This is a genomic window from Enterococcus casseliflavus (assembly GCF_029215545.1).
Taxonomy (GTDB): domain Bacteria; phylum Bacillota; class Bacilli; order Lactobacillales; family Enterococcaceae; genus Enterococcus_D; species Enterococcus_D casseliflavus.
This window is the reverse complement of the sequence record NZ_CP119393.1, coordinates 339271-357559: the sequence shown is the minus strand read 5'-3', so window position 1 is coordinate 357559 and position 18289 is coordinate 339271. Positions and strand designations below refer to the sequence as shown.

Genomic DNA, 18289 nt, shown 5'->3' with positions numbered 1-18289 from the left:
TATTCCTTCTTTCTTAACACCATCCATGGTCTTGCTGAACAGCGGTTTTTCGTATATTTGTCAAATACGGATTGCCAGCCACCGCAAAACGAAGCGGCATCTGGGTCCATTCCCCTTTATTTGGGATACCGATCCGAGGCAATGCCAAAATTTCTTTTGGGGTACGTCGGCGCTCAGGAACCAAATGCAGTGGGCTTGTAAAAATCGATTCTCCATAAAGCTCAGCGGGAATCTGCAGTGCCTGTACCAGTTTCCCGGGGCCGTTGGCTACATCCGGTCCTGTTTTTTGTCGTTGTTGTTCCATCAAGGCGATCCCATCCACCGGTTCTAGCCCGCGAATCATGATTCCTTGCGGGATGCCTTTTGGCTGCGTAATAAAGTTGACGATTCGATGCGTATGCATCGTATATAAATAAATCGTACCTGGTTCCTGATACATCGCCCGAACCCTTGGTGTGTTTCGCATGCCCACACTATGAGCCGCCAAATCATCGGGACCTAGATACGCTTCACAATCCACGATATACCCACCTACTGTTCCTTCTGGGGTCTCATGTTCCAAATACATTCCTAATAAGGCACGTGCGATGGTCGTTGTCGGCTGTGTCGCAAAAAGTGCCATTAATTCATCCATTCTCATCACCCTCTTTATTCTACACAATTCTCGGCGAACTTACTATCTTTGACTACAGAGTTACGACGATCTCAACGATTTCTTTTCAACGAACCTGATTTTTGCTGACTGAGTGGAAAATAAGCGCCCTGTTGTTTCTGTAAAGACGCAAATCAGCTTGTTTATGAGAATATACGTTCTTATGTTATACTTACAGGAAAAGGAGAGGATCGTTTTATGCAGCAGCCACTTGCTTATCGAATGCGGCCACGGAACTTAGATGAAGTCGTCGGACAGCAGCATTTGGTTGGCCCGGGGAAAATCATTCGCCGAATGGTCGAAGCCAAAATGCTTTCTTCGATGATCCTATACGGACCGCCGGGAACCGGAAAAACCAGCATTGCCAGTGCGATCGCCGGCTCGACACGCTATGCGTTTCGCATGCTGAACGCCGCCACGGATACAAAAAAAGACCTGCAGATCGTGGCAGAGGAAGCCAAAATGAGCGGTACTGTCATTTTATTGCTTGATGAAGTCCATCGACTAGACAAGACAAAACAAGACTTTTTACTGCCCCATTTAGAAAGCGGCAAGATCATTATGATCGGTGCCACGACGGAAAATCCCTATATTACGATCAATCCAGCGATTCGCAGTCGGACACAGATTTTTGAAGTCAAACCGCTCCAAGAAGAAGACATTTTGACCGCCATTGATCAAGCCTTAGCAGATGAAACTCGCGGACTTGGATCAGAAACCATCGTATTGACCGATGATGCCCGCTTGCATCTCTCGCGAGCGACCAACGGTGATTTACGAAGTGCGCTAAACGGCTTAGAGCTCGCTGCTCGTTCCACCCCAAAAGGACCAGACGGCATTATTCATTTGACCTTAACGATCATCGAAGAGTGCGTCCAGCGTAAAGCATTGACCCACGATAAAGATGGGGATGCGCACTATGATGTGATCTCTGCTTTTCAAAAATCGATTCGCGGCAGCGATGTGGATGGTGCGCTGCATTACTTAGGTCGTTTAGTAGAGGCAGGCGATCTGGCAATCATTTGTCGGCGCTTGATGGTCATCGGCTATGAAGACATTGGTTTAGCTAACCCAGCAGCCGCTGCTCGAACCGTCAATGCTGTGTTAGCCGCTGAACGTTTGGGCTTGCCAGAAGCTCGGATCCCTTTAGCCGATACAGTGGTCGATCTATGTCTGTCACCAAAATCCAACTCTGCCTACATGGCATTGGATGCAGCGATCGCAGATATTCGCAGCGGTAAAGCTGGCGATGTCCCGGATCATTTACGAGACAGTCATTACAAGGGTGCAGAAAGCTTGAATCGGGGTGTCGGCTATCAATACCCGCATAATTTTGATGATGCCTGGGTCGATCAGCAATACTTACCTGATAAGCTGAAAAATACTCATTATTACCAACCCAAAGCCACCGGGAAATATGAGCAAGCCTTAGGTCAACGGTACCAGCAATTGCAGCAGCGAAAGAAAAAAAACTAGGTACTTAAAAAAAATAGTGACTTTTTGGTATCGTTTTCAAACAACTTTATTGCACCTTCGTCATTCCTATGCTACTATAAGGGTGGGAATTCTGTGATGTACGAGTTGTCCCTTTTGTGTGTTGACCGAACATTTTTATTGATATCTTGGGATCCGTCTTGTGTCAATGCTGGTAACATGCCTTTTCCTTTGGTAGTTCGAAGCTTAGACCGTGGAACCCACCTGCTAGAATTTGCGGGATCAATACTATGGGAAAAAGAACGGCATCAACGGATATTACCCATTCTTTTTAGAATGTGCCATCTGTTTTTAACAGATGGCTTTTTTGCGTTCTCTAACTGATAGCAACAGTGAAACGTCCTTGCCTGACATCAGAGTAAGGGTGGCTTTTGCTATTCTTTCTAGGGTTCGCTATACTAAACCTATCAACTTAGGACAGGATGGCGTATGTTTATGATTCTTCTATTATTTACGATCGTGGCACTCGTATTATTCGGCACCAGTTATTTGCTTTATGCCAAACAAGCGATTTTTTTCACTTTGATCCCTACCACCGAGGCGAATAAGGTCTTCTTAAAAACCTATAGTCTCATTCATTTCCTTTTAGGCGTGGTGGCATTGGTTGTGGGCTTTGTCGATAAGGAGCTGATTGCCTTGTTTTATTTGGCTTTGTTGCTGCTCTCTTCCGCATCTTTCAGCATCTTGCTGGCACAAAAAATGAAAAAAAAGGAAGATTAGGTTTTCTTTTTCCAGAAAAAAGCATTACAATAAAAGTAGAAGATAACAGATGGGAGTGTTTCTTATGTTACAACAATATCAACGAATCATGGTAGCCGTCGATGGGTCTAGCGAGTCAGAATTAGCCTTCAAAAAAGCCGTGAACGTGGCACAGCGGAATGATTCTGAATTGGTTTTAGCACATGTGATCGACACTCGTGCCTTTCAAACCGTTTCTTCTTTTGACGGCATGCTTGCTGAACAAGCAACCGAAATGGCCAAACAAACCTTGAAAGACTATGAGGATTATGCCCGCAAGCATCAAGTAACTGCGGTCAAAACTGTGATCGAATACGGCTCGCCAAAACCGATCATTGCCAAACAATTGCCCGAAGATCACGACATCGATTTGATTATGATCGGTGCCACTGGTTTAAATGCCGTGGAACGAATCTTTATCGGTTCCGTTTCTGAATATGTCATTCGCCATGCCGGCTGTGATGTGTTAGTTGTACGGACAGACCTAGAAAACAAAGTCCCAGCAAAAGACCACACGAACGCTTAATAGTGAGACGACCTGCCGCTGCTTGGCAGGTTTTTTTGTACAAAAAAAACCGTGACAAAAGCAAAAGAGGCAACGAGCGCTCAGGTCTCATTGGTCTTTTTGACTTTGGTCACAGCTCTTTGACAAGTCGGTTATCCAAACTTGTACAGCAAAAAATGAAAGCAAAGTAATAGGTACTCCTATCTAACCATGTTTCCGCTTGATTGTAAATAGTTTTTCTGAATTTTCTGAATAAATAGTTAATTTACCCATCCTTAAATAAAAAAAGCAAAGCGTCGCTTCCCTTAGGAAAAACGACGCCAAAATCTATGGTGATAATGGGCTATCCAAAGGACGCTGGTCAAGAGGATCACAAAGAAAACCGGACCATTCAATAACCAAAAATCAACTGAAGTCGCAGCAAAGCCGTAAAGGATGATAACAATGATGGAAAGAAACAGCGTTGCGATCGTTCCAATGGCTAACCCAAGACTCCCCGCCCCTCTCGTAAACAATTGACTGATGTTGGTCCAATCCAAAAGCAGCAGCCGATAATCACGAGCAAAATATTTCAAGCACAAAAGAAAACTGCTCCAAAGTGCCCCGATTAGAAAAGAGACAGCCAAAATCAGCGACATTTTGAACAGAAGGACTGCTACCAGCACGATGACTGCCGTTAAGCTCAGCTGCAAAACGACGCCAAAGCGGAATTTTTCCCGCAAGTAGCGCTTCATCGATAGCGGCAAGGAGCGGACAAACAAGAAATTCTCCTGATCCAGTGAGATCAAATTACTGATAAAAGAAGTCGGGTTGACCATCAATGCTGCCAAGGCGATCCCTGCCACAAAAACGACACCGATAAACCGCTCATCCAATTCACTTAACTGAATCGCTCCTGTAAACACAAAGGACACTAAGAAAATAATGGGCATCAGCAACGAAGAAGAAAAGACTTGCATGATCAAATTCGGATCTCGGATCAACTGCGAATTGTAATTAAACAACAGCTGGCCCAAGCCTTGATTGGGTTTATGCTTCCGACGAACACTCCCTTGGTTGGGCGCCGCGGCTGCCACTTGCTCATAAAACTTCGGCAAGATCAACCGATAGAGGGCAAAAAGCAACACGCCTGCTGTGGCGATGATCCCTAGCAAGCTAAGCAAACCAGTCGTTTGAAACGGTGCCACCATCACATAATAAAAGGGCAATAAAAAGCTGATCGCTCCCCGATCTACCACGTCTGTCTCATAAGTATTCACCTGATTCATCATTAAGACCCCGATCACAACAACCAGCATCGTCACGCCTAGCAATAAACTAGTGACCAATTTTTTATGCTTCAAGAAAAACTTGGTGCGCGTCAGGCTGAAGACGATCAAGCTGCAAATGCTGAAGATCAAGACTAAAAACAAGCCGAACAGCAAGAACGCCCATAAGATCGTCAGCAAGAAAAAGACGTTTGCCCGAATCCCTGTCAGGAGAAATAAGACCAACAGAGGAAAAATAAACGGCGCAACGGTGAGAAATACCACCACGATCTTTGCCAGAAAAATTTCACTCTGTCGAAAGGGCAGCGGCAAATACGCTGGCAGATCTTGACTCTCGAAAAAGACATTGTAAATGGACGAAATCCCTTGGGAAAAGCCTAAGATCCCGAACAAAGCGACATAATAGGTAAAAAAGCCTGGCATCTGACTAAAATCCAATGTGATCATCGTCAACCCATAGACTAGCAGAAACACTACCCCAGAAAGCGCATATTGAAACAACAAATAACTGGTCAAGGTCGAACCAGCCTTGCCTTTTTTGCGGGCTTTGTCTGTCAATTGGGGATTGGCATACCGCAAATTAACGGAGGTCAGAGTCAGAAATTGTTGTTTTCGCATCTACGCTTCCTCCGCTTCTGCAAGAATCGCTTCTTCTTGACTTCTCCCAGTCATTTGCAGATAGATCGTTTCCAAAGAAAGCGACGGATGCTGTGCCAGCAAATCTGCCACTGAGCCATTGTACAGCAGCTCGCCTTTTTTCAAAATCGCCAATTGATCACACAACTGCTGGGCGGTGTCTAAGACGTGGGTGGAAAAAATCACGGTCTTGCCCTTGGCAGCATGCTGTTTCATCATTTCTTTTAAATCATACGCCGCTTGGGGATCTAAGCCTTGTAACGGTTCATCCAAGATCCAAATGTCAGGATCGGGGATCAATGCCCCAATCAGCAGCGTTTTTTGCCGCATTCCATGGGAAAAACTGGCGATGGTCTCTTCTTCATGAGACAGCATATCAAACAAGCGCCCTAATTTTTGCAAACGCTCGGCCTTTTCCGCTGCTGGCACCTCATACGCGGCGGCAATCAAGTCCCAATACTCCCCTGCCGTTAGCTGTAAAAACAAATCTGGCGTGTCCGGCACATAAGCAATTTGTTTTTTTATCGCTTCGCGATGTTCCACGAGGGATTGGCCATCAAAATAGATTTCCCCACTCGTCGGTTGCAAAATACTCACTAAGCTTTTGATCGTGGTCGACTTCCCTGCTCCGTTGTGTCCCAGAAAGCCAAAGATCTCCCCTTGACGGATCGTCAGGGAAAGATCAGACAACGCTTTTTTTGGTCCATACTGTTTCGTCAGATTCTTGATCTCAATCATTTTCCTGCCTCCTTATTCCATACCTATTGTTATCTTACGCTGAAAAGCAGGAAATGAAAAATGTTTATTGCCATTTTTAACAAATCAATTGACAGGAGCTGTAAAAACAAAGATAATAAGAGCACTTTAGGGGAGTAGCACATGGATCGTTCCATGATCTTAGATCAACAGCAAGCGGGAATCCGCTGGTTTAAGATGTTTCTTGCAAGACCTAAGTGGCAAGGGGCCGCTTAGGTCTTTTTGCAGTTTAAAATGGAGGGAAAACAGTCAATGAGTTCAAGCAAAATGAAAAAAGTGACCGCCGGCGGACTTTTAGTCGCCATGGGGGTGGTCTACGGTGATATCGGTACGAGCCCGCTTTACGTAATGAAAGCACTGGTGGAGGACAATGGCGGACTACGCACCTTAACACCCGATTTTATCTTAGGCAGCGTCTCGCTCGTCTTTTGGACGCTGACCTTGCTAACGACGATCAAGTACGTCTTGATCGCATTAAACGCGGATAATCATGGAGAAGGCGGGATTTTCTCCCTTTATACTCTCGTTCGTAAAAACAGCCGCTATTTGATTATTCCAGCAATCATCGGGGGCGCAGCCCTGCTAGCAGATGGCGTGTTGACGCCAGCTGTGACGGTGACCACTGCCATCGAAGGATTACGGGGGATTCCAGTCTTTTTTGATCGCTTCGGCAATGATCAATCGATCATCGTCGGCATCACCTTAGCAATCTTATTGGTCCTCTTTGCTCTGCAGCGCTTTGGGACTGAGTTTGTCGGCAAAGCCTTCGGACCGATCATGCTAGGCTGGTTCACCTTCTTAGGCATCGTCGGTGTGATGAACTTTTCTGGTGACCTTTCGGTGATTCGCGCCCTTGATCCCCGTTATGCGATCAATTTGCTCTTTAGTCCCGATAACAGTGCCGGTCTCTTTATTCTCGGCAATATCTTTTTGGCAACGACTGGTGCGGAAGCCCTCTACTCAGACTTAGGTCACGTGGGCAAGAAAAACATTTATGCCAGCTGGCCCTATATCAAAATCTGCTTGATGCTGAATTACTTTGGTCAAGCTGCGTGGTTGCTGCAAGTCTATCAAAACCCGACTTATCAAGAAATCGAAAACTTGAATCCATTCTTCCAAGCGTTGCCGCAAGGGTGGACAGTCTTTGGTGTCAGCTTTGCCACCCTCGCTGCCATCATTGCTTCGCAAGCCCTGCTGTCTGGCTCCTTTACCTTGGTTTCTGAAGCCATCAAGTTGAAACTATTGCCGCGGATGCAAATCATCTATCCGGGAGCGTCTATCGGGCAAATGTACATTCCTGCCTTGAACACCTTGCTGTGGATCGCCTGTTCTGGCGTGGTCTTGTTCTTCCAGACCTCTACTCGGATGGAAGCTGCTTATGGATTGGCCATTACGGTAACGATGTTGATGACCACTATTTTGCTGTATTTCTACTTGCACCAAAACAAGAAGACCCGTTTCTTGGCACCGTTCATCACGCTCTTTTTTGCAGCGATCGAGGGGATTTTCTTTATCTCCAGTGCGACCAAATTTTTCCATGGCGGTTACGTTGCCATCTTATTAGCCAGCGTGATCATCGGCGTGATGCTGATTTGGGAATGGGGCAATCGTATTCAAGAAAATGCTGCCGAAGAAGTTGCGCTTTCTACCTACATCCCTCAATTGAAACAGTTGCGGGAAGATGATTCTTTGCCGTTATCTCAGACGAACGTCGTCTTCATGGTTCCTAAACTGCAAGACGATCAGATCGGTCAGCAGTTCATCTATTCCATTTTAGACAAACGGCCAAAACGTGCCAAAGTGTATTGGTTCGTCAATGTGGAAGTCACCGACGAACCCTATACGAAAAAATATGAAGTTTCGATGGCAGATACCGATTTTATCGTTAAACTAAAGCTTTATCTCGGCTTTCGGGTGCCGCAAGAAGTCAATCTCTACATTCGCCAAATCATTCAAGAATTGATGAAAGATGGTCGCTTGCCGCTGCAGCCGCAACGCTACTCCTTAACGCCTGGACGCAATGTGGGCGATTTCCAATTCGTGATGATCGAAGAAGAGCTGTCGAATGCAACTGCATTAAGCAAATGGCAGAAGCAAGTCATGCAGACGAAGCTTTTTATCAAACGCCATACCATTTCACCTGAACGCTGGTTCGGCTTAGAATACAGTGATGTGGTTCATGAGACCGTTCCATTAGTCATCGGTCAGATGAAAGAAAGCTCTCTGACAGAATTACGCATCGAGGAACGCTAAGAAACCGCCAGTACTGGTTGAACTTTCTGATACTTTCAGGTACACTGAAAAGACAAAGACACAAAGGAGGGGAAACTACCATGATGCGCATGACTAAAATAACAAGTAATGAAAATTACCAACGATACCATATCGCATTTAGCCATGCAATTGGTTTTACAGTTGCTGTTGACGGGACGAGTCTGTCCAAAACAGTTACATTTACGTAAAATCAATGGCCATCTCAAGGTATTTTTCTCAAGAAAATCTGAGTTTAAATAACACTGGCCATGGATATCCATGGCCTTTTTGAGTGGTCTCAAGGAGAGAGATCATGATTATACAAGCAATTGCTATTAAAAAAACCATCGGCGGGAATCCGTTATTTGAGGAGTTAGCCTGCCAAATCGAAGCTGGGGAAAAAATTGCCCTAGTCGGCATCAACGGTACGGGCAAATCAACCTTTTTACAAATCTTGACTGGCAGTGAAGGCGTCGATAGCGGCGTTATCAGCCGCCAAAAAGGCTTAAGGATCGGGACGGTCGAGCAAGAGCTGACAGTTTCTGAAGCAACCGTTACCCACTACCTGCTCCATTCTGCTGCTACCATTCAAGAACTCAAACAACAAATGAGCCATTACGAAGCATTGATGGCAGAACCCGATACTGATTTAGAGAAGTGTCTGATCCGTTATGGCGAGCTGCAGCAGCGCTTTGAAGAGCTGGGCGGTTATGGATTGGAAGACCGAATTTCTACGATCTTACAAGGCTTAGGAATTCCCCATCGGCAGGACGCACGGTTAACAGAGCTTAGCGGCGGTGAACGGGTCAAAGTCGCTTTAGCCAAAGTGCTAGTTGCCGATGCTGACTTGCTGCTACTGGATGAACCAACCAATCACTTGGATCTTTCCAGTATCCGCTGGTTGGAAAATTATTTACAGAATACGAAAAAAGCGGTTCTAGTCGTTTCGCACGATCGGCACTTTCTCGATCAAGTCACCACCAAGACCTGGGAACTGGAAGAAGGCGCCTTGATTGAGTATCCTGGAAACTACAGCCGATTTCGTGTCTTGAAAGAAGCTCGCTTGGCGGAGCTGACCAAAAATTACGAACTGCAGCAAAAAGAAGTCCAGCGGCTGAAAGTCATGATTCGTCGGTTTCGCCAGTGGGCCCATGAAGGAGACAATGAATCCTTCTTCAAAAAAGCCAAAGAATTGGAACGCCGCCTAGCGAAACTAACGCTGGTCAAACCGCCAGCGCCCCCGAAAAATCGGCTGCAAGGCTTGACAAATGGCGGAAAATCAGGCAAAGAGGTGTTCATGGTTCGCGACTTGCACCAGCAATATACCGATCAGCTCCTATTCAAAGACAGCAGTTTTGCAATCTACCGTGGGGAGCATCTAGCCATCATCGGCGACAATGGTACCGGAAAATCAACCTTACTCAAATTACTTCTCGGTGAGGAGCTTCCTAGCGGCGGCACTATCAAGCGCGGCAGCAGCTTACAAATCGGTTATTTGCCCCAACAGCTACAGTTTGACGATCCTGAGAGCCGCTTGTTGGCCTACGTACAGACGTTGACAGGAAACGAAGAGGCTGCTCGTCGGCAATTGGCCAAAAGTGGGTTTTATCAAAGTGATGTGGCCAAACGAATCAAAGATTTATCTGGTGGTGAAAAAATCCGTTTGGCGTTACTGAAACTCTTTTTAGAAAAAATCAACGTCCTGATTTTGGATGAACCAACCAATCACCTCGACAGCTATGCCCGAGAAGAAATTGAAGAAATGCTGCAAGATTATCAAGGGACCCTGCTGGCAGTCAGCCATGACCGCTACTTTTTACAGCAGCACTTCCAAGAGGCCCTGGTCATTGCACAGCAGCAAATCACGCGCCAGTCCCTGAGCCCCTTGATTGACTAAGACATTGATTCGCAACAAAAAAACTTGATTTTCCTACGATATGCATGGGTTGTTCAATCCATGCATAGGCGGAAAATCAAGTTTTTATTTTTTGATCAATGAATGTTGCCAATCAAATTGCGGATCGGTTTTCTAGCTAAATACAAGATGATGCCGACAACAACGGCTACTCCGCCGACGATGCCATAGTACATCCCTTCTGTTTGCGGTGTGTAGAACCGAGCGATTTGCGCATTGATGGCTTGTGAAGAAGCGTCTGCTAATAACCAAATCGCCAAGGTTTGTGCTTCGAAGGCTTTCGGCGCTAGTTTAGTCGTCACCGACAAGCCCACCGGTGAAAGACACATTTCCCCTGCAATCATAATGAAGAAGCTCAATACCAACCATAATGGGCTGACCCGTTCTTCAACTCCAAACAAGAGGCTTGGCAGCATTAGCAATAGAAAGGACAAACCGGCTAAGACTAAACCGATGGCAAACTTCACTTCTGTCCGTGGCTGACGAGAGCCTAATTTGGTCCACAACCAGACAAAGACAGGTGTCAGTAAGACGACAAAAAGTGGATTTAAGGTTTGATACAAACTTGCTGGAATATTGATGCCGAATAACGTTGATTGCGTACGGTCAGCGGCAAACAATGCCAAGATCGATGAGCCTTGTTCTTCCAATGACCAAAAGACGATCGCTGACAAAAACAGCGGAATGTAGGCCAACACTTTTTTCTTTTCATCTGGTGTGACATCTTTCGAACGGAGCATTTTGGTAAAGTAGTAGATTGGTAAGAAAATACCTAGAACACTGATAAAGTTGATGAAGAAATCAACCGTCAGATGGCCAGTTGCAGCTGCTGCGCCAAACAACACTGCCAATGCGAGAAGAACCAGAACGACTGCTCGGAAGAAGGTTTTCTTTTCGGCTGCCGATAAGGGATTCGTTGGCGCGATCGCTACACTTTTCAACGTGGTTTTTCCTTGCACATAATACTGCACCAAACCGATGAACATCCCGATGGCAGCAATCGAAAAGCCTAAGTGGTAGTTGACCTCTTGTCCTAAGATCCCGACGATGATCGGTGCTAACAAGCCGCCAATATTGATCCCCATATAGAAAATCGAGAAACCAGCATCCCGACGGATATCGTCTTTGCTGTATAAATGCCCCACCATACCCGACACGTTGGATTTCAAGAGTCCGGTTCCGATGACGATCAGCATCATGGACACAAACAACGCTGGAATCCCTAAAGGTGTTGCCAAAACGATGTGTCCTAACATGATCAAGATCCCACCATAAAAGACGGATTTATTTGATCCTAACAGACGGTCCGAGATCCAACCGCCAACAATACTTGACATATACACTAAGGAACCGTAAATCGACATGATCGCCACAGCCGTTCCTTTTGGCAACCCTAAGCCGCCGTTGGCAACTGCATCGTACATGAAGTACACCAGAATCGCCCGCATACCATAATAACTGAATCGTTCCCACATTTCCGTGAAGAATAAAGTCGACAGCCCTCGCGGCTGACCTAAGAATGTTTTTTCTTTTTCCATATGTAATGGCCCCTTATAAAAATTAATGAAAATAAAATAGCGGAATTTTTCTGAAAATTCACAAATGCCAGTTTATTCCCATTTGGCAACTTTTACAAGGGTATTTCCCTGAGAACATCTTGTAAAAAAGGAGGGAAATTTAAATTCAAATGAAAGCAAAATGAGAAGCCCTCCCCATAGGTGCAGTATGAGCCAATTTTCATATGTATAATTATTAAATTTTCTGTTTAAAAAATTAGAAACTGGTCTTCACCAATTTTTTCTCTCTAGCCCCATTTTGCGGACTTTCCTACAAAAAAAGCACATGCAAGCATTTCTCTTGCATGTGCTTACTCTTCTATTCTAAGAATTAGCCGCGTAAACGTTCCACATCACGAGCGATCATTAATTCTTCATCTGTTGGGATCAAAAGTACTTTGACTTTTGACTCTTCAGTTGAGATCACTAATTCTTCGCCGCGTTTTGCATTTTGATCGGCATCTAATTCGCAACCAAACCAAGTCATGCCTTTGATAACTTCGCTGCGGACGTGGGCATCATTTTCACCGATACCAGCAGTAAAGACGATCGCATCAACACCGTTCATTGTTGTGACATAGCCACCGATGTATTTACGGATGCGGTCAGTAAAGACGTCATAAGCAACTTTGACTTCTTCTTTGTCGTAGTTTGCTTCTAGATCGCGCATGTCGCTGGAAATACCAGTTAAACCTAATAAACCAGATTTTTTGTTTAAAACATCCACCATTTCATCGATATTCAAATCTAATTTTTCCATTAAGTAAGGCAAAACAGCAGGATCGATGTCACCTGAACGTGTGCCCATCGTTACACCAGCTAATGGCGTGAAGCCCATTGATGTATCTACTGATTTTCCGCCGTCAACCGCAGTGATCGACGCACCGTTCCCTAGATGGCAAGTGATGATTTTTAATTCTTCGATTGGTTTACCTAACATTTCTGCTGCACGCTCAGAAACATAACGGTGGCTTGTACCGTGGAAGCCGTATTTACGTACTTTAAATTCGTTATAGTACTCTAATGGCAAGCTGTATAGGTAATTGTGTTTTGGCATCGTTGCATGGAAAGAAGTATCAAAAACAGCGACACTGATGATTTCTGGCAAGATTTTTTTGAAAGCAGTGATCCCCATCAAGTTTGCTGGGTTGTGTAATGGTGCAAATTCAGCCAATGCTTGGATGCGTTCCATCACTTCGTCTGTGATCACAACTGAATCAGGGAAATCTTCTCCGCCGTGAACGACGCGGTGACCGACGCCAGTGATTTCATCATAGGCACCTAAAATGTTTAATTCGATCAGTTGATCCAATAACATTTTTACAGCTACTTCGTGATCGTTGATGTCGATGATTTGTTCGAATTTTTGATCTTCCCCATATTTGATGGTAAAGATAGAATCTTTCAAACCGATTCGTTCAACGATTCCTTTAGCGACAACTGTTTCCTCTGGCATTTGATATAATTGCCATTTTAAACTTGAACTTCCAGCATTGATTGCGATTGTTTTTGACATGATGATCTCCTTATCCGAATTATATTACAGATTTGCTGCTTTCCAAGCCGCAAATTGTTCAAAAAGTTTTGTGATGTTCTTTGGTTCTTTCAGTGAGGCTAGCTTGACCAGCAAGACTTCGTCTGCTTGTTTGCTTGTCCCTCCATGGTTTTGTAAAAGCAAAATACTTTTACGTGAATGTTCATTTTTAAAGAGTTCTTCAGGAAGCTGAATCATTCCTTGCAAATAAACCTTTTCTTTCAGCCATTTTTTCAAAAATTCACTCTGTTCCGTTTCCAAGAAGTTGCTTGGTACTAAGAACAAACCGTAACCGCCAGCTTTGACATAGTTCATCGCTTGTTCCATCAACAAATGATGGGCGTAACTGTGCCCTTCTGGAGCCGCCGTAATGAAGCTGCGGGCTTTGTCATCTTGTGGGTAATAGCCCACCGGTAGATCGCTGATCGCCAGATCCATCGGTTCGATCAAAAGCTCTTGCAAGCCATCTTGATGGAACAAATGCAAGGGCGCTTTGGTCCATTCGCCAGTCGCAGCTGCGATCGCCAACAAGGTTTCGTCAATATCCACACCGGTTCCTTCTACTGGACGCTTCGCTAATTGCAGATTCAGCAAGACTGTCAATAAGAGATTCCCCATGCCTACCGATAAATCAAGAAGTTTCACTGGTTGGTCGGCACTACTCAACTGCTCGATCAAATAGACGAATAAAAACCCAAGACTATCTGGTGTCAGTTGGTGATTGGCCTGCAGGCGCTCCGTTTGGCTGCCTTTCAACAAAACCAACTGCGCAAGCTTGCGTTTTTCTTCTGCCGATAGTTCCATTGCTCGAATTTCTTGATAGATGGTTTCTAAACGAGCAGCAGTTGCTTCATCTGGTACCCCATCGATCACGCGAACTTGGTATTGATCAACAAAATTTTCGATCGTCTCTACGTAAGCATCAAAAAAAGACGTTTCCAATGCGTTTTGAAGCAGTTGGATCGCTTCAACGGTCAAATGAAAAGACGTTTCCATTTTTTCTGCGGACATCTTGCACCTCTTTTCAAAACTATAACAACATATATACCTGTTTAATTTTAGCCGATTCATCCAAAATAATCAATCGCTTTCGTTTAGAATAATTTGTGAAGCTGTAAACATTCTTTTTCTATTTCTGTATGAAAAAGGATGGTCGAAACAACCATCCTTTTCCTGTACTATTCTTCTTGGTCATCTGTGTCTATTTCAGGCTCTTCTTCAGGTAACAAAAAGGTAAATGTAAAGCGGCGGCTTTTGACATGGCACTCGATCTGTAAGAGTTGTCCTTGCCGTTCATAGGTCAACTTTCCTACATTATAAAGTCGTGACCCTTGATCTGCCAATTCGTTTTGCAAGAATTCCGCATGAAACAGTTCGCTCATGATGCGGGCTTCATAGGTTTCAATGGTTTTTGTATAAAAAAGGGCTGTTGTGCGGCTGTTTTCTAACACTAGCAATAACATCAAGCTCAACAGCTGCACAAACAACAATGCTGTGAGTAAAATACCGCCTTTATGCCGCCTCTTGTGTGTGAATTTTCCATTGTCCAATTTTCTGCTCTCCATTCTCAAAGGAAACGGTAAAGCGGATCGCTGCGCCAATTTTCTCAAAAGACACATCCGTTACTTCTGTCAATAGTGGTTGATACCCATTGTTGTCCCGCTTTCGCAGCACGCGATTGATGCGATCGATGGTGACCGAATTGTTTTGACTGCTTCGCAAATACAGTGTGGTCTCACTGACCGATAGATAGGTACAGGTACTTAATTCCCGTTCCAGCTGAAACAAAAACACATGCCATTCTTGATCTTTGCGAGCCATGATCTGCTGATTGACGGGTGCGAGGTGCTTAACGATCCCGCTGATCAGCAATAAGCAGATCGCCAATACCCATAAAGACAACAGACACTCCAACAAAGTAAAGCCTTTACTCTTCATACACGATCTCCCAGAGCTGCTCGCAACTTTGGATGCGTGCCTGTTGATGCTGCGCTGCTTGCCAAAAGCGAACTTGATAGACTGCCTGACGCTGCGTCGTGTAGGTAATGGTTGACGCATCAAAGGAGTGGTTCTGGACTTCTTCATACAGCACCCGCAGCATTTGGGCTTTTTCTTGCAATGCCGCACTTTGCGTCAGTGAAGCGGTCTGCATTGCTAAAAACAGTAACACACAAGTTGCCAAGACCCCAAAGCCAATCAGGCTTTCTGCTAAGATGAACCCACTATTCAACGATTTTTTCATAACGGCCACTCCCAAATAAAAACTTATAGCTGATGGTTTGCTTTTTCTCCTGCCAATAGAAAATGATCCTTCGCAGACTGCTGTTGTTGCCGGATTGACTACTAAAAAGAATATCGGGAAACGCCTGCATCGCTAGTTGAGGAGGAACGTCGATCTTGGTGACTGGCTCAGTTGCAGCGCCGTAAAATGAAACAGTTGGTGTTGGCTCTGCTTGATAGATTGCTCGGGTTTGTGTGTTATCGATGATGGCCGATTGCTGCAAGGTATAGAGTCCTTTTTCTAAGCGAGCACAAAAGCCGAAAACTTCCGCAGAGCGTTGATAGTACTCGATAGCCACGACGGGGAAAAAGAGAAAGAGACTACTGACCAAGAGTACCAAGAGACTTTCCATCAAGGTAAACCCAGAAAATCCCCTAGTGCCATTGTTCTCACTTTCCCTGCTCATAAATCGCATATTGTTCCTCAGATACATACCCTTCTGCAATCAATTCTTCTTTCGAAGGCACCCGATCTTCATTTAGACGAAAGAGTTCGATCTGGGTTTCCACTACTTTCACGATCGCCGCATTTCCTTTCTCATCAATGATTCCTCTTTGATTGGCAAGATTTGGGACAAACAACAAAACCAAAATACTGATCACTAATAAAACGACTAGCATTTCAACCAATGTAAAGCCTTTTTTGACACGCCAAATCCCCTGCTTGCGAGGAGATGCTACTTTCTTTTCTATCATTCGATCACTCCTTGGATATTTCCATAGATTGGTAAAAACATAGCGGCATAGATCCCAACGATCATTAAAGCAACCAACAAAAAAATCAGAGGCTGAACCCAGTGAATGGCTTTTTCGATTCGTTGAAACAAGCGTTCCATCAATAATTGACTGTATAAAAAAAGCTCTTCTCCTAACTTTCCTCGTACTTCTCCTTGAAAGACGATCAAAGAAAATTCGGGTGTGAGAAACGAGAAATGACGAAGTTTTTCTGGGAGTTCGCCCCCAAGTGTCAAGGTCACTCGCAGTTCTCGTGCTAATTCTTGGATCAAGGTAGCTTTATTGGTGTGCTCCATACACTCGATGATCTGTTGGATATCTAACCCTTGCTGAAACAACTTGCCCCATTCCAATGCGAAAAAACTCGTGTGATAACTCGTGTACAATGCTCCGAACAATGGCAGGTGGCTGAAAAACACAGCTTTTTGCAAGGCAGTGCGGCGGGCAAACACCCAGCGGCTGATCACAAAAAGCAGCACACTTAACAACAAGAAGAGGATAAGTACTGCTGGTGCCCAAGTGATGGCGCGAATGCCCCAATGACCTTCGTCGATCATGCCAGAGGCTAGCAATTGGGGCAATAAAAAGCGGTGCATCCCAAAAAGCGCAGCTATTAAAAAGACCAGTAACAAAAGCGGATAGGCAGCTACTTTGTACAGCAGCTGTTTTTGCTTGTTGACCAATTTATGGTAGTCGACCATCCGCCGCAAGGTCGCCGTGAGATCCCCATGATTTTCTGCTAAATGAAGCTGACTTTTTTCAGTAGCCGATAACGACAACGGCGCTACCGCTGCTGCAAAGCTTTGCCCTTGGGCGAGATGGACAATTAGCTGTTCGATCACAGGTTCAGAAAACTGGCGGCTGCGCAGCAGCACTTGGAGGCTTTCTTGTAGGGAAAAGCCACTCTCCAATAACACCGTGAAGGTGACTAAGAGGGCTTCAGTTGCACGGCGTGGTAGCTGGGGCTTCTTTTTCATAAACTTCATCGCTGATCCACCCACTTTCTTTCACTTGTTTTAATACCTGCTGCCACTGTTTTTCCACTTGCCCCTCATAAAAGTGATATGCCAGCAATCCATGAGGTTCATTCGCTTCATTTGGCAACAATCGCTGATAAATGATCCCTTGCAGCGCATGTGCCAGACGATCGTCTGTCCCGAGCAATTCCAGCAGCCGTGTCTTGGTTTCTGCTACACCTCGGGCATGGATCGTGGCAAATACTCGGTGACCTGTCAGAGCGGCTCGTACAGCGGCTTGCGCCGTTTCTTTGTTACGAATCTCGCCGATCAAAAGCAGGTCTGGACGATGCCGCAAGGACAAGCGAATCAATTCATCATAGTCTTGTTCGATCTTCAAATTGGTTTGCAGCTGTAAAAAGCGCGGCTCCTCGATCTCCACAGGATCTTCGATGGTAATGATTTGCCCCTTGGTTGCCCGAGCTAATTGATACATGAGGGTCGATTTCCCTGAGCCAGTGGGGCCAGAAAACAAATACAGCCCTCTTTGTTTGGTTGCCTGTTGGATCTGCTGGACGTCTTCTGCAAAAAAATAGCGCAGGTGCTCCTGAGTCAAAGGATAAAGAAACCGCATCACGAGACTTTCACGCCCTTGGTAATCACCGACTGCGGAGATGCGCAGCCGCTGCAGCTGATCGCCTAACGGATAACTGACTGCTCCTAACTGAGCTTTGCGTCGTTCTCCCACCTCCATTCCTCCTAAAAATTTGAAGCGAGTGATCAGCTGCTGGGCTTCTTCGTTGGTCAGTACTTGATAGGTCTTTCTGAGATAGCTTTTACTGAAAATCACCTCCATCTGTGTACCGCTCGGCAAAATGGCCAGATCCTGCATGCGTTCTTGTCTGCCATAGTGAATCAACTCATCTGAGAATGCTTGAATATCCACGACTTATCCCTCCTAAAAAGAAATACGCAAGCCTTTTGAGAATAGAAAAAAAAGACGAAGCAAAT

General features: G+C 45.1%; 18 protein-coding genes and 1 other RNA gene. 6 read left to right on the top strand and 13 right to left on the bottom strand.

What is annotated here, in order from left to right:
• Positions 1–13: 13 nt before the first annotated feature.
• On the bottom strand, positions 14–634 hold the full coding sequence (locus tag P0G38_RS01765) for a DNA-3-methyladenine glycosylase (RefSeq protein WP_010749036.1): 621 nt from the start codon (positions 632–634) through the stop codon (positions 14–16).
• 216 nt (positions 635–850) lie between these two features.
• On the opposite strand from P0G38_RS01765, the gene P0G38_RS01760 reads away from it, so the two are divergent.
• The 4 genes from P0G38_RS01760 to P0G38_RS01745 all read left to right on the top strand — a co-directional run bounded on the left by P0G38_RS01760 (position 851) and on the right by P0G38_RS01745 (position 3410).
• Entirely contained in the window at positions 851–2128 is a 1278-nt protein-coding gene (locus P0G38_RS01760) for a replication-associated recombination protein A (RefSeq protein WP_275853854.1), read from the top strand.
• Between the two features lie 85 nt (positions 2129–2213).
• Positions 2214–2408, top strand: a non-coding RNA gene (gene ssrS, locus P0G38_RS01755) — 6S RNA.
• Positions 2409–2575: 167 nt separating this feature from the next.
• A complete protein-coding gene (locus tag P0G38_RS01750; protein ID WP_005227757.1) occupies positions 2576–2866 on the top strand; it encodes a hypothetical protein in 291 nt (96 codons plus the stop codon).
• A gap of 64 nt (positions 2867–2930) precedes the next feature.
• Entirely contained in the window at positions 2931–3410 is a 480-nt protein-coding gene (locus tag P0G38_RS01745; RefSeq protein WP_118215366.1) for a universal stress protein, read from the top strand.
• Between the two features lie 284 nt (positions 3411–3694).
• Here P0G38_RS01745 and P0G38_RS01740 read toward each other — a convergent pair whose 3' ends face one another.
• Positions 3695–5275, bottom strand: coding sequence for an ABC transporter (locus tag P0G38_RS01740; RefSeq protein ID WP_275853849.1), 1581 nt, complete (start codon positions 5273–5275; stop codon positions 3695–3697).
• Positions 5276–6031 carry an ABC transporter ATP-binding protein gene (locus P0G38_RS01735; protein ID WP_005227750.1) on the bottom strand — a complete coding sequence of 252 codons (756 nt, stop codon included), beginning with the start codon at positions 6029–6031 and terminating at the stop codon, positions 5276–5278.
• A 270-nt stretch (positions 6032–6301) separates the two neighbouring features.
• On the opposite strand from P0G38_RS01735, the gene P0G38_RS01730 reads away from it, so the two are divergent.
• Both P0G38_RS01730 and abc-f read left to right on the top strand, forming a co-directional pair.
• Positions 6302–8302, top strand: a complete 2001-nt coding sequence (locus tag P0G38_RS01730) for a KUP/HAK/KT family potassium transporter (RefSeq protein ID WP_275853847.1) — start codon at positions 6302–6304, stop codon at positions 8300–8302.
• 313 nt (positions 8303–8615) lie between these two features.
• Entirely contained in the window at positions 8616–10199 is a 1584-nt protein-coding gene (gene abc-f / locus P0G38_RS01725) for a ribosomal protection-like ABC-F family protein (RefSeq protein WP_034869033.1), read from the top strand.
• A gap of 95 nt (positions 10200–10294) precedes the next feature.
• Here abc-f and P0G38_RS01720 read toward each other — a convergent pair whose 3' ends face one another.
• The 10 genes from P0G38_RS01720 to comGA all read right to left on the bottom strand — a co-directional run bounded on the left by P0G38_RS01720 (position 10295) and on the right by comGA (position 18224).
• Positions 10295–11755, bottom strand: coding sequence for a peptide MFS transporter (locus tag P0G38_RS01720; RefSeq protein ID WP_005227746.1), 1461 nt, complete (start codon positions 11753–11755; stop codon positions 10295–10297).
• Between the two features lie 349 nt (positions 11756–12104).
• Positions 12105–13289: an acetate/propionate family kinase gene (locus P0G38_RS01715; RefSeq protein ID WP_005233419.1), complete on the bottom strand. Its 1185-nt coding sequence runs from the start codon at positions 13287–13289 to the stop codon at positions 12105–12107.
• Between the two features lie 24 nt (positions 13290–13313).
• Positions 13314–14318: a class I SAM-dependent methyltransferase gene (locus P0G38_RS01710; RefSeq protein ID WP_008382040.1), complete on the bottom strand. Its 1005-nt coding sequence runs from the start codon at positions 14316–14318 to the stop codon at positions 13314–13316.
• Positions 14319–14485: 167 nt separating this feature from the next.
• Positions 14486–14857: a competence type IV pilus minor pilin ComGG gene (gene comGG / locus P0G38_RS01705; protein WP_015510479.1), complete on the bottom strand. Its 372-nt coding sequence runs from the start codon at positions 14855–14857 to the stop codon at positions 14486–14488.
• Complete coding sequence (gene comGF / locus P0G38_RS01700; protein ID WP_005227741.1) at positions 14820–15245, bottom strand: competence type IV pilus minor pilin ComGF; 426 nt, start codon at positions 15243–15245, stop codon at positions 14820–14822. Before comGF ends, comGG begins: the two co-directional genes overlap by 38 nt.
• Positions 15235–15549 carry a PilV family protein gene (locus P0G38_RS01695; protein WP_015510481.1) on the bottom strand — a complete coding sequence of 105 codons (315 nt, stop codon included), beginning with the start codon at positions 15547–15549 and terminating at the stop codon, positions 15235–15237. Before P0G38_RS01695 ends, comGF begins: the two co-directional genes overlap by 11 nt.
• A complete protein-coding gene (comGD, locus tag P0G38_RS01690; protein ID WP_016609962.1) occupies positions 15530–15994 on the bottom strand; it encodes a competence type IV pilus minor pilin ComGD in 465 nt (154 codons plus the stop codon). The genes P0G38_RS01695 and comGD overlap by 20 nt, the downstream gene beginning before the upstream one ends.
• On the bottom strand, positions 15978–16283 hold the full coding sequence (gene comGC, locus P0G38_RS01685; protein WP_010749024.1) for a competence type IV pilus major pilin ComGC: 306 nt from the start codon (positions 16281–16283) through the stop codon (positions 15978–15980). Before comGC ends, comGD begins: the two co-directional genes overlap by 17 nt.
• Positions 16280–17308 carry a competence type IV pilus assembly protein ComGB gene (comGB, locus tag P0G38_RS01680; protein WP_034869028.1) on the bottom strand — a complete coding sequence of 343 codons (1029 nt, stop codon included), beginning with the start codon at positions 17306–17308 and terminating at the stop codon, positions 16280–16282. Before comGB ends, comGC begins: the two co-directional genes overlap by 4 nt.
• Positions 17262–18224: a competence type IV pilus ATPase ComGA gene (gene comGA, locus P0G38_RS01675; RefSeq protein WP_159160629.1), complete on the bottom strand. Its 963-nt coding sequence runs from the start codon at positions 18222–18224 to the stop codon at positions 17262–17264. Before comGA ends, comGB begins: the two co-directional genes overlap by 47 nt.
• Positions 18225–18289: the final 65 nt, after the last annotated feature.

Coding starts and splice junctions, on each gene's coding strand:
- P0G38_RS01710 (WP_008382040.1), bottom strand. CDS start 14,318: ATGTCCGCAGAAAAAATGGAAACGTCTTTTCATTTGACCGTTGAAGCG.
- P0G38_RS01765 (WP_010749036.1), bottom strand. CDS start 634: ATGGATGAATTAATGGCACTTTTTGCGACACAGCCGACAACGACCATC.
- P0G38_RS01720 (WP_005227746.1), bottom strand. CDS start 11,755: ATGGAAAAAGAAAAAACATTCTTAGGTCAGCCGCGAGGGCTGTCGACT.
- P0G38_RS01730 (WP_275853847.1), top strand. CDS start 6,302: ATGAGTTCAAGCAAAATGAAAAAAGTGACCGCCGGCGGACTTTTAGTC.
- P0G38_RS01735 (WP_005227750.1), bottom strand. CDS start 6,031: ATGATTGAGATCAAGAATCTGACGAAACAGTATGGACCAAAAAAAGCG.
- P0G38_RS01750 (WP_005227757.1), top strand. CDS start 2,576: ATGTTTATGATTCTTCTATTATTTACGATCGTGGCACTCGTATTATTC.
- comGB (WP_034869028.1), bottom strand. CDS start 17,308: ATGAAGTTTATGAAAAAGAAGCCCCAGCTACCACGCCGTGCAACTGAA.
- P0G38_RS01745 (WP_118215366.1), top strand. CDS start 2,931: ATGTTACAACAATATCAACGAATCATGGTAGCCGTCGATGGGTCTAGC.
- comGD (WP_016609962.1), bottom strand. CDS start 15,994: ATGAGCAGGGAAAGTGAGAACAATGGCACTAGGGGATTTTCTGGGTTT.
- P0G38_RS01715 (WP_005233419.1), bottom strand. CDS start 13,289: ATGTCAAAAACAATCGCAATCAATGCTGGAAGTTCAAGTTTAAAATGG.
- P0G38_RS01740 (WP_275853849.1), bottom strand. CDS start 5,275: ATGCGAAAACAACAATTTCTGACTCTGACCTCCGTTAATTTGCGGTAT.
- abc-f (WP_034869033.1), top strand. CDS start 8,616: ATGATTATACAAGCAATTGCTATTAAAAAAACCATCGGCGGGAATCCG.
- comGC (WP_010749024.1), bottom strand. CDS start 16,283: ATGATAGAAAAGAAAGTAGCATCTCCTCGCAAGCAGGGGATTTGGCGT.
- P0G38_RS01695 (WP_015510481.1), bottom strand. CDS start 15,549: ATGAAAAAATCGTTGAATAGTGGGTTCATCTTAGCAGAAAGCCTGATT.
- P0G38_RS01760 (WP_275853854.1), top strand. CDS start 851: ATGCAGCAGCCACTTGCTTATCGAATGCGGCCACGGAACTTAGATGAA.
- comGF (WP_005227741.1), bottom strand. CDS start 15,245: ATGAAGAGTAAAGGCTTTACTTTGTTGGAGTGTCTGTTGTCTTTATGG.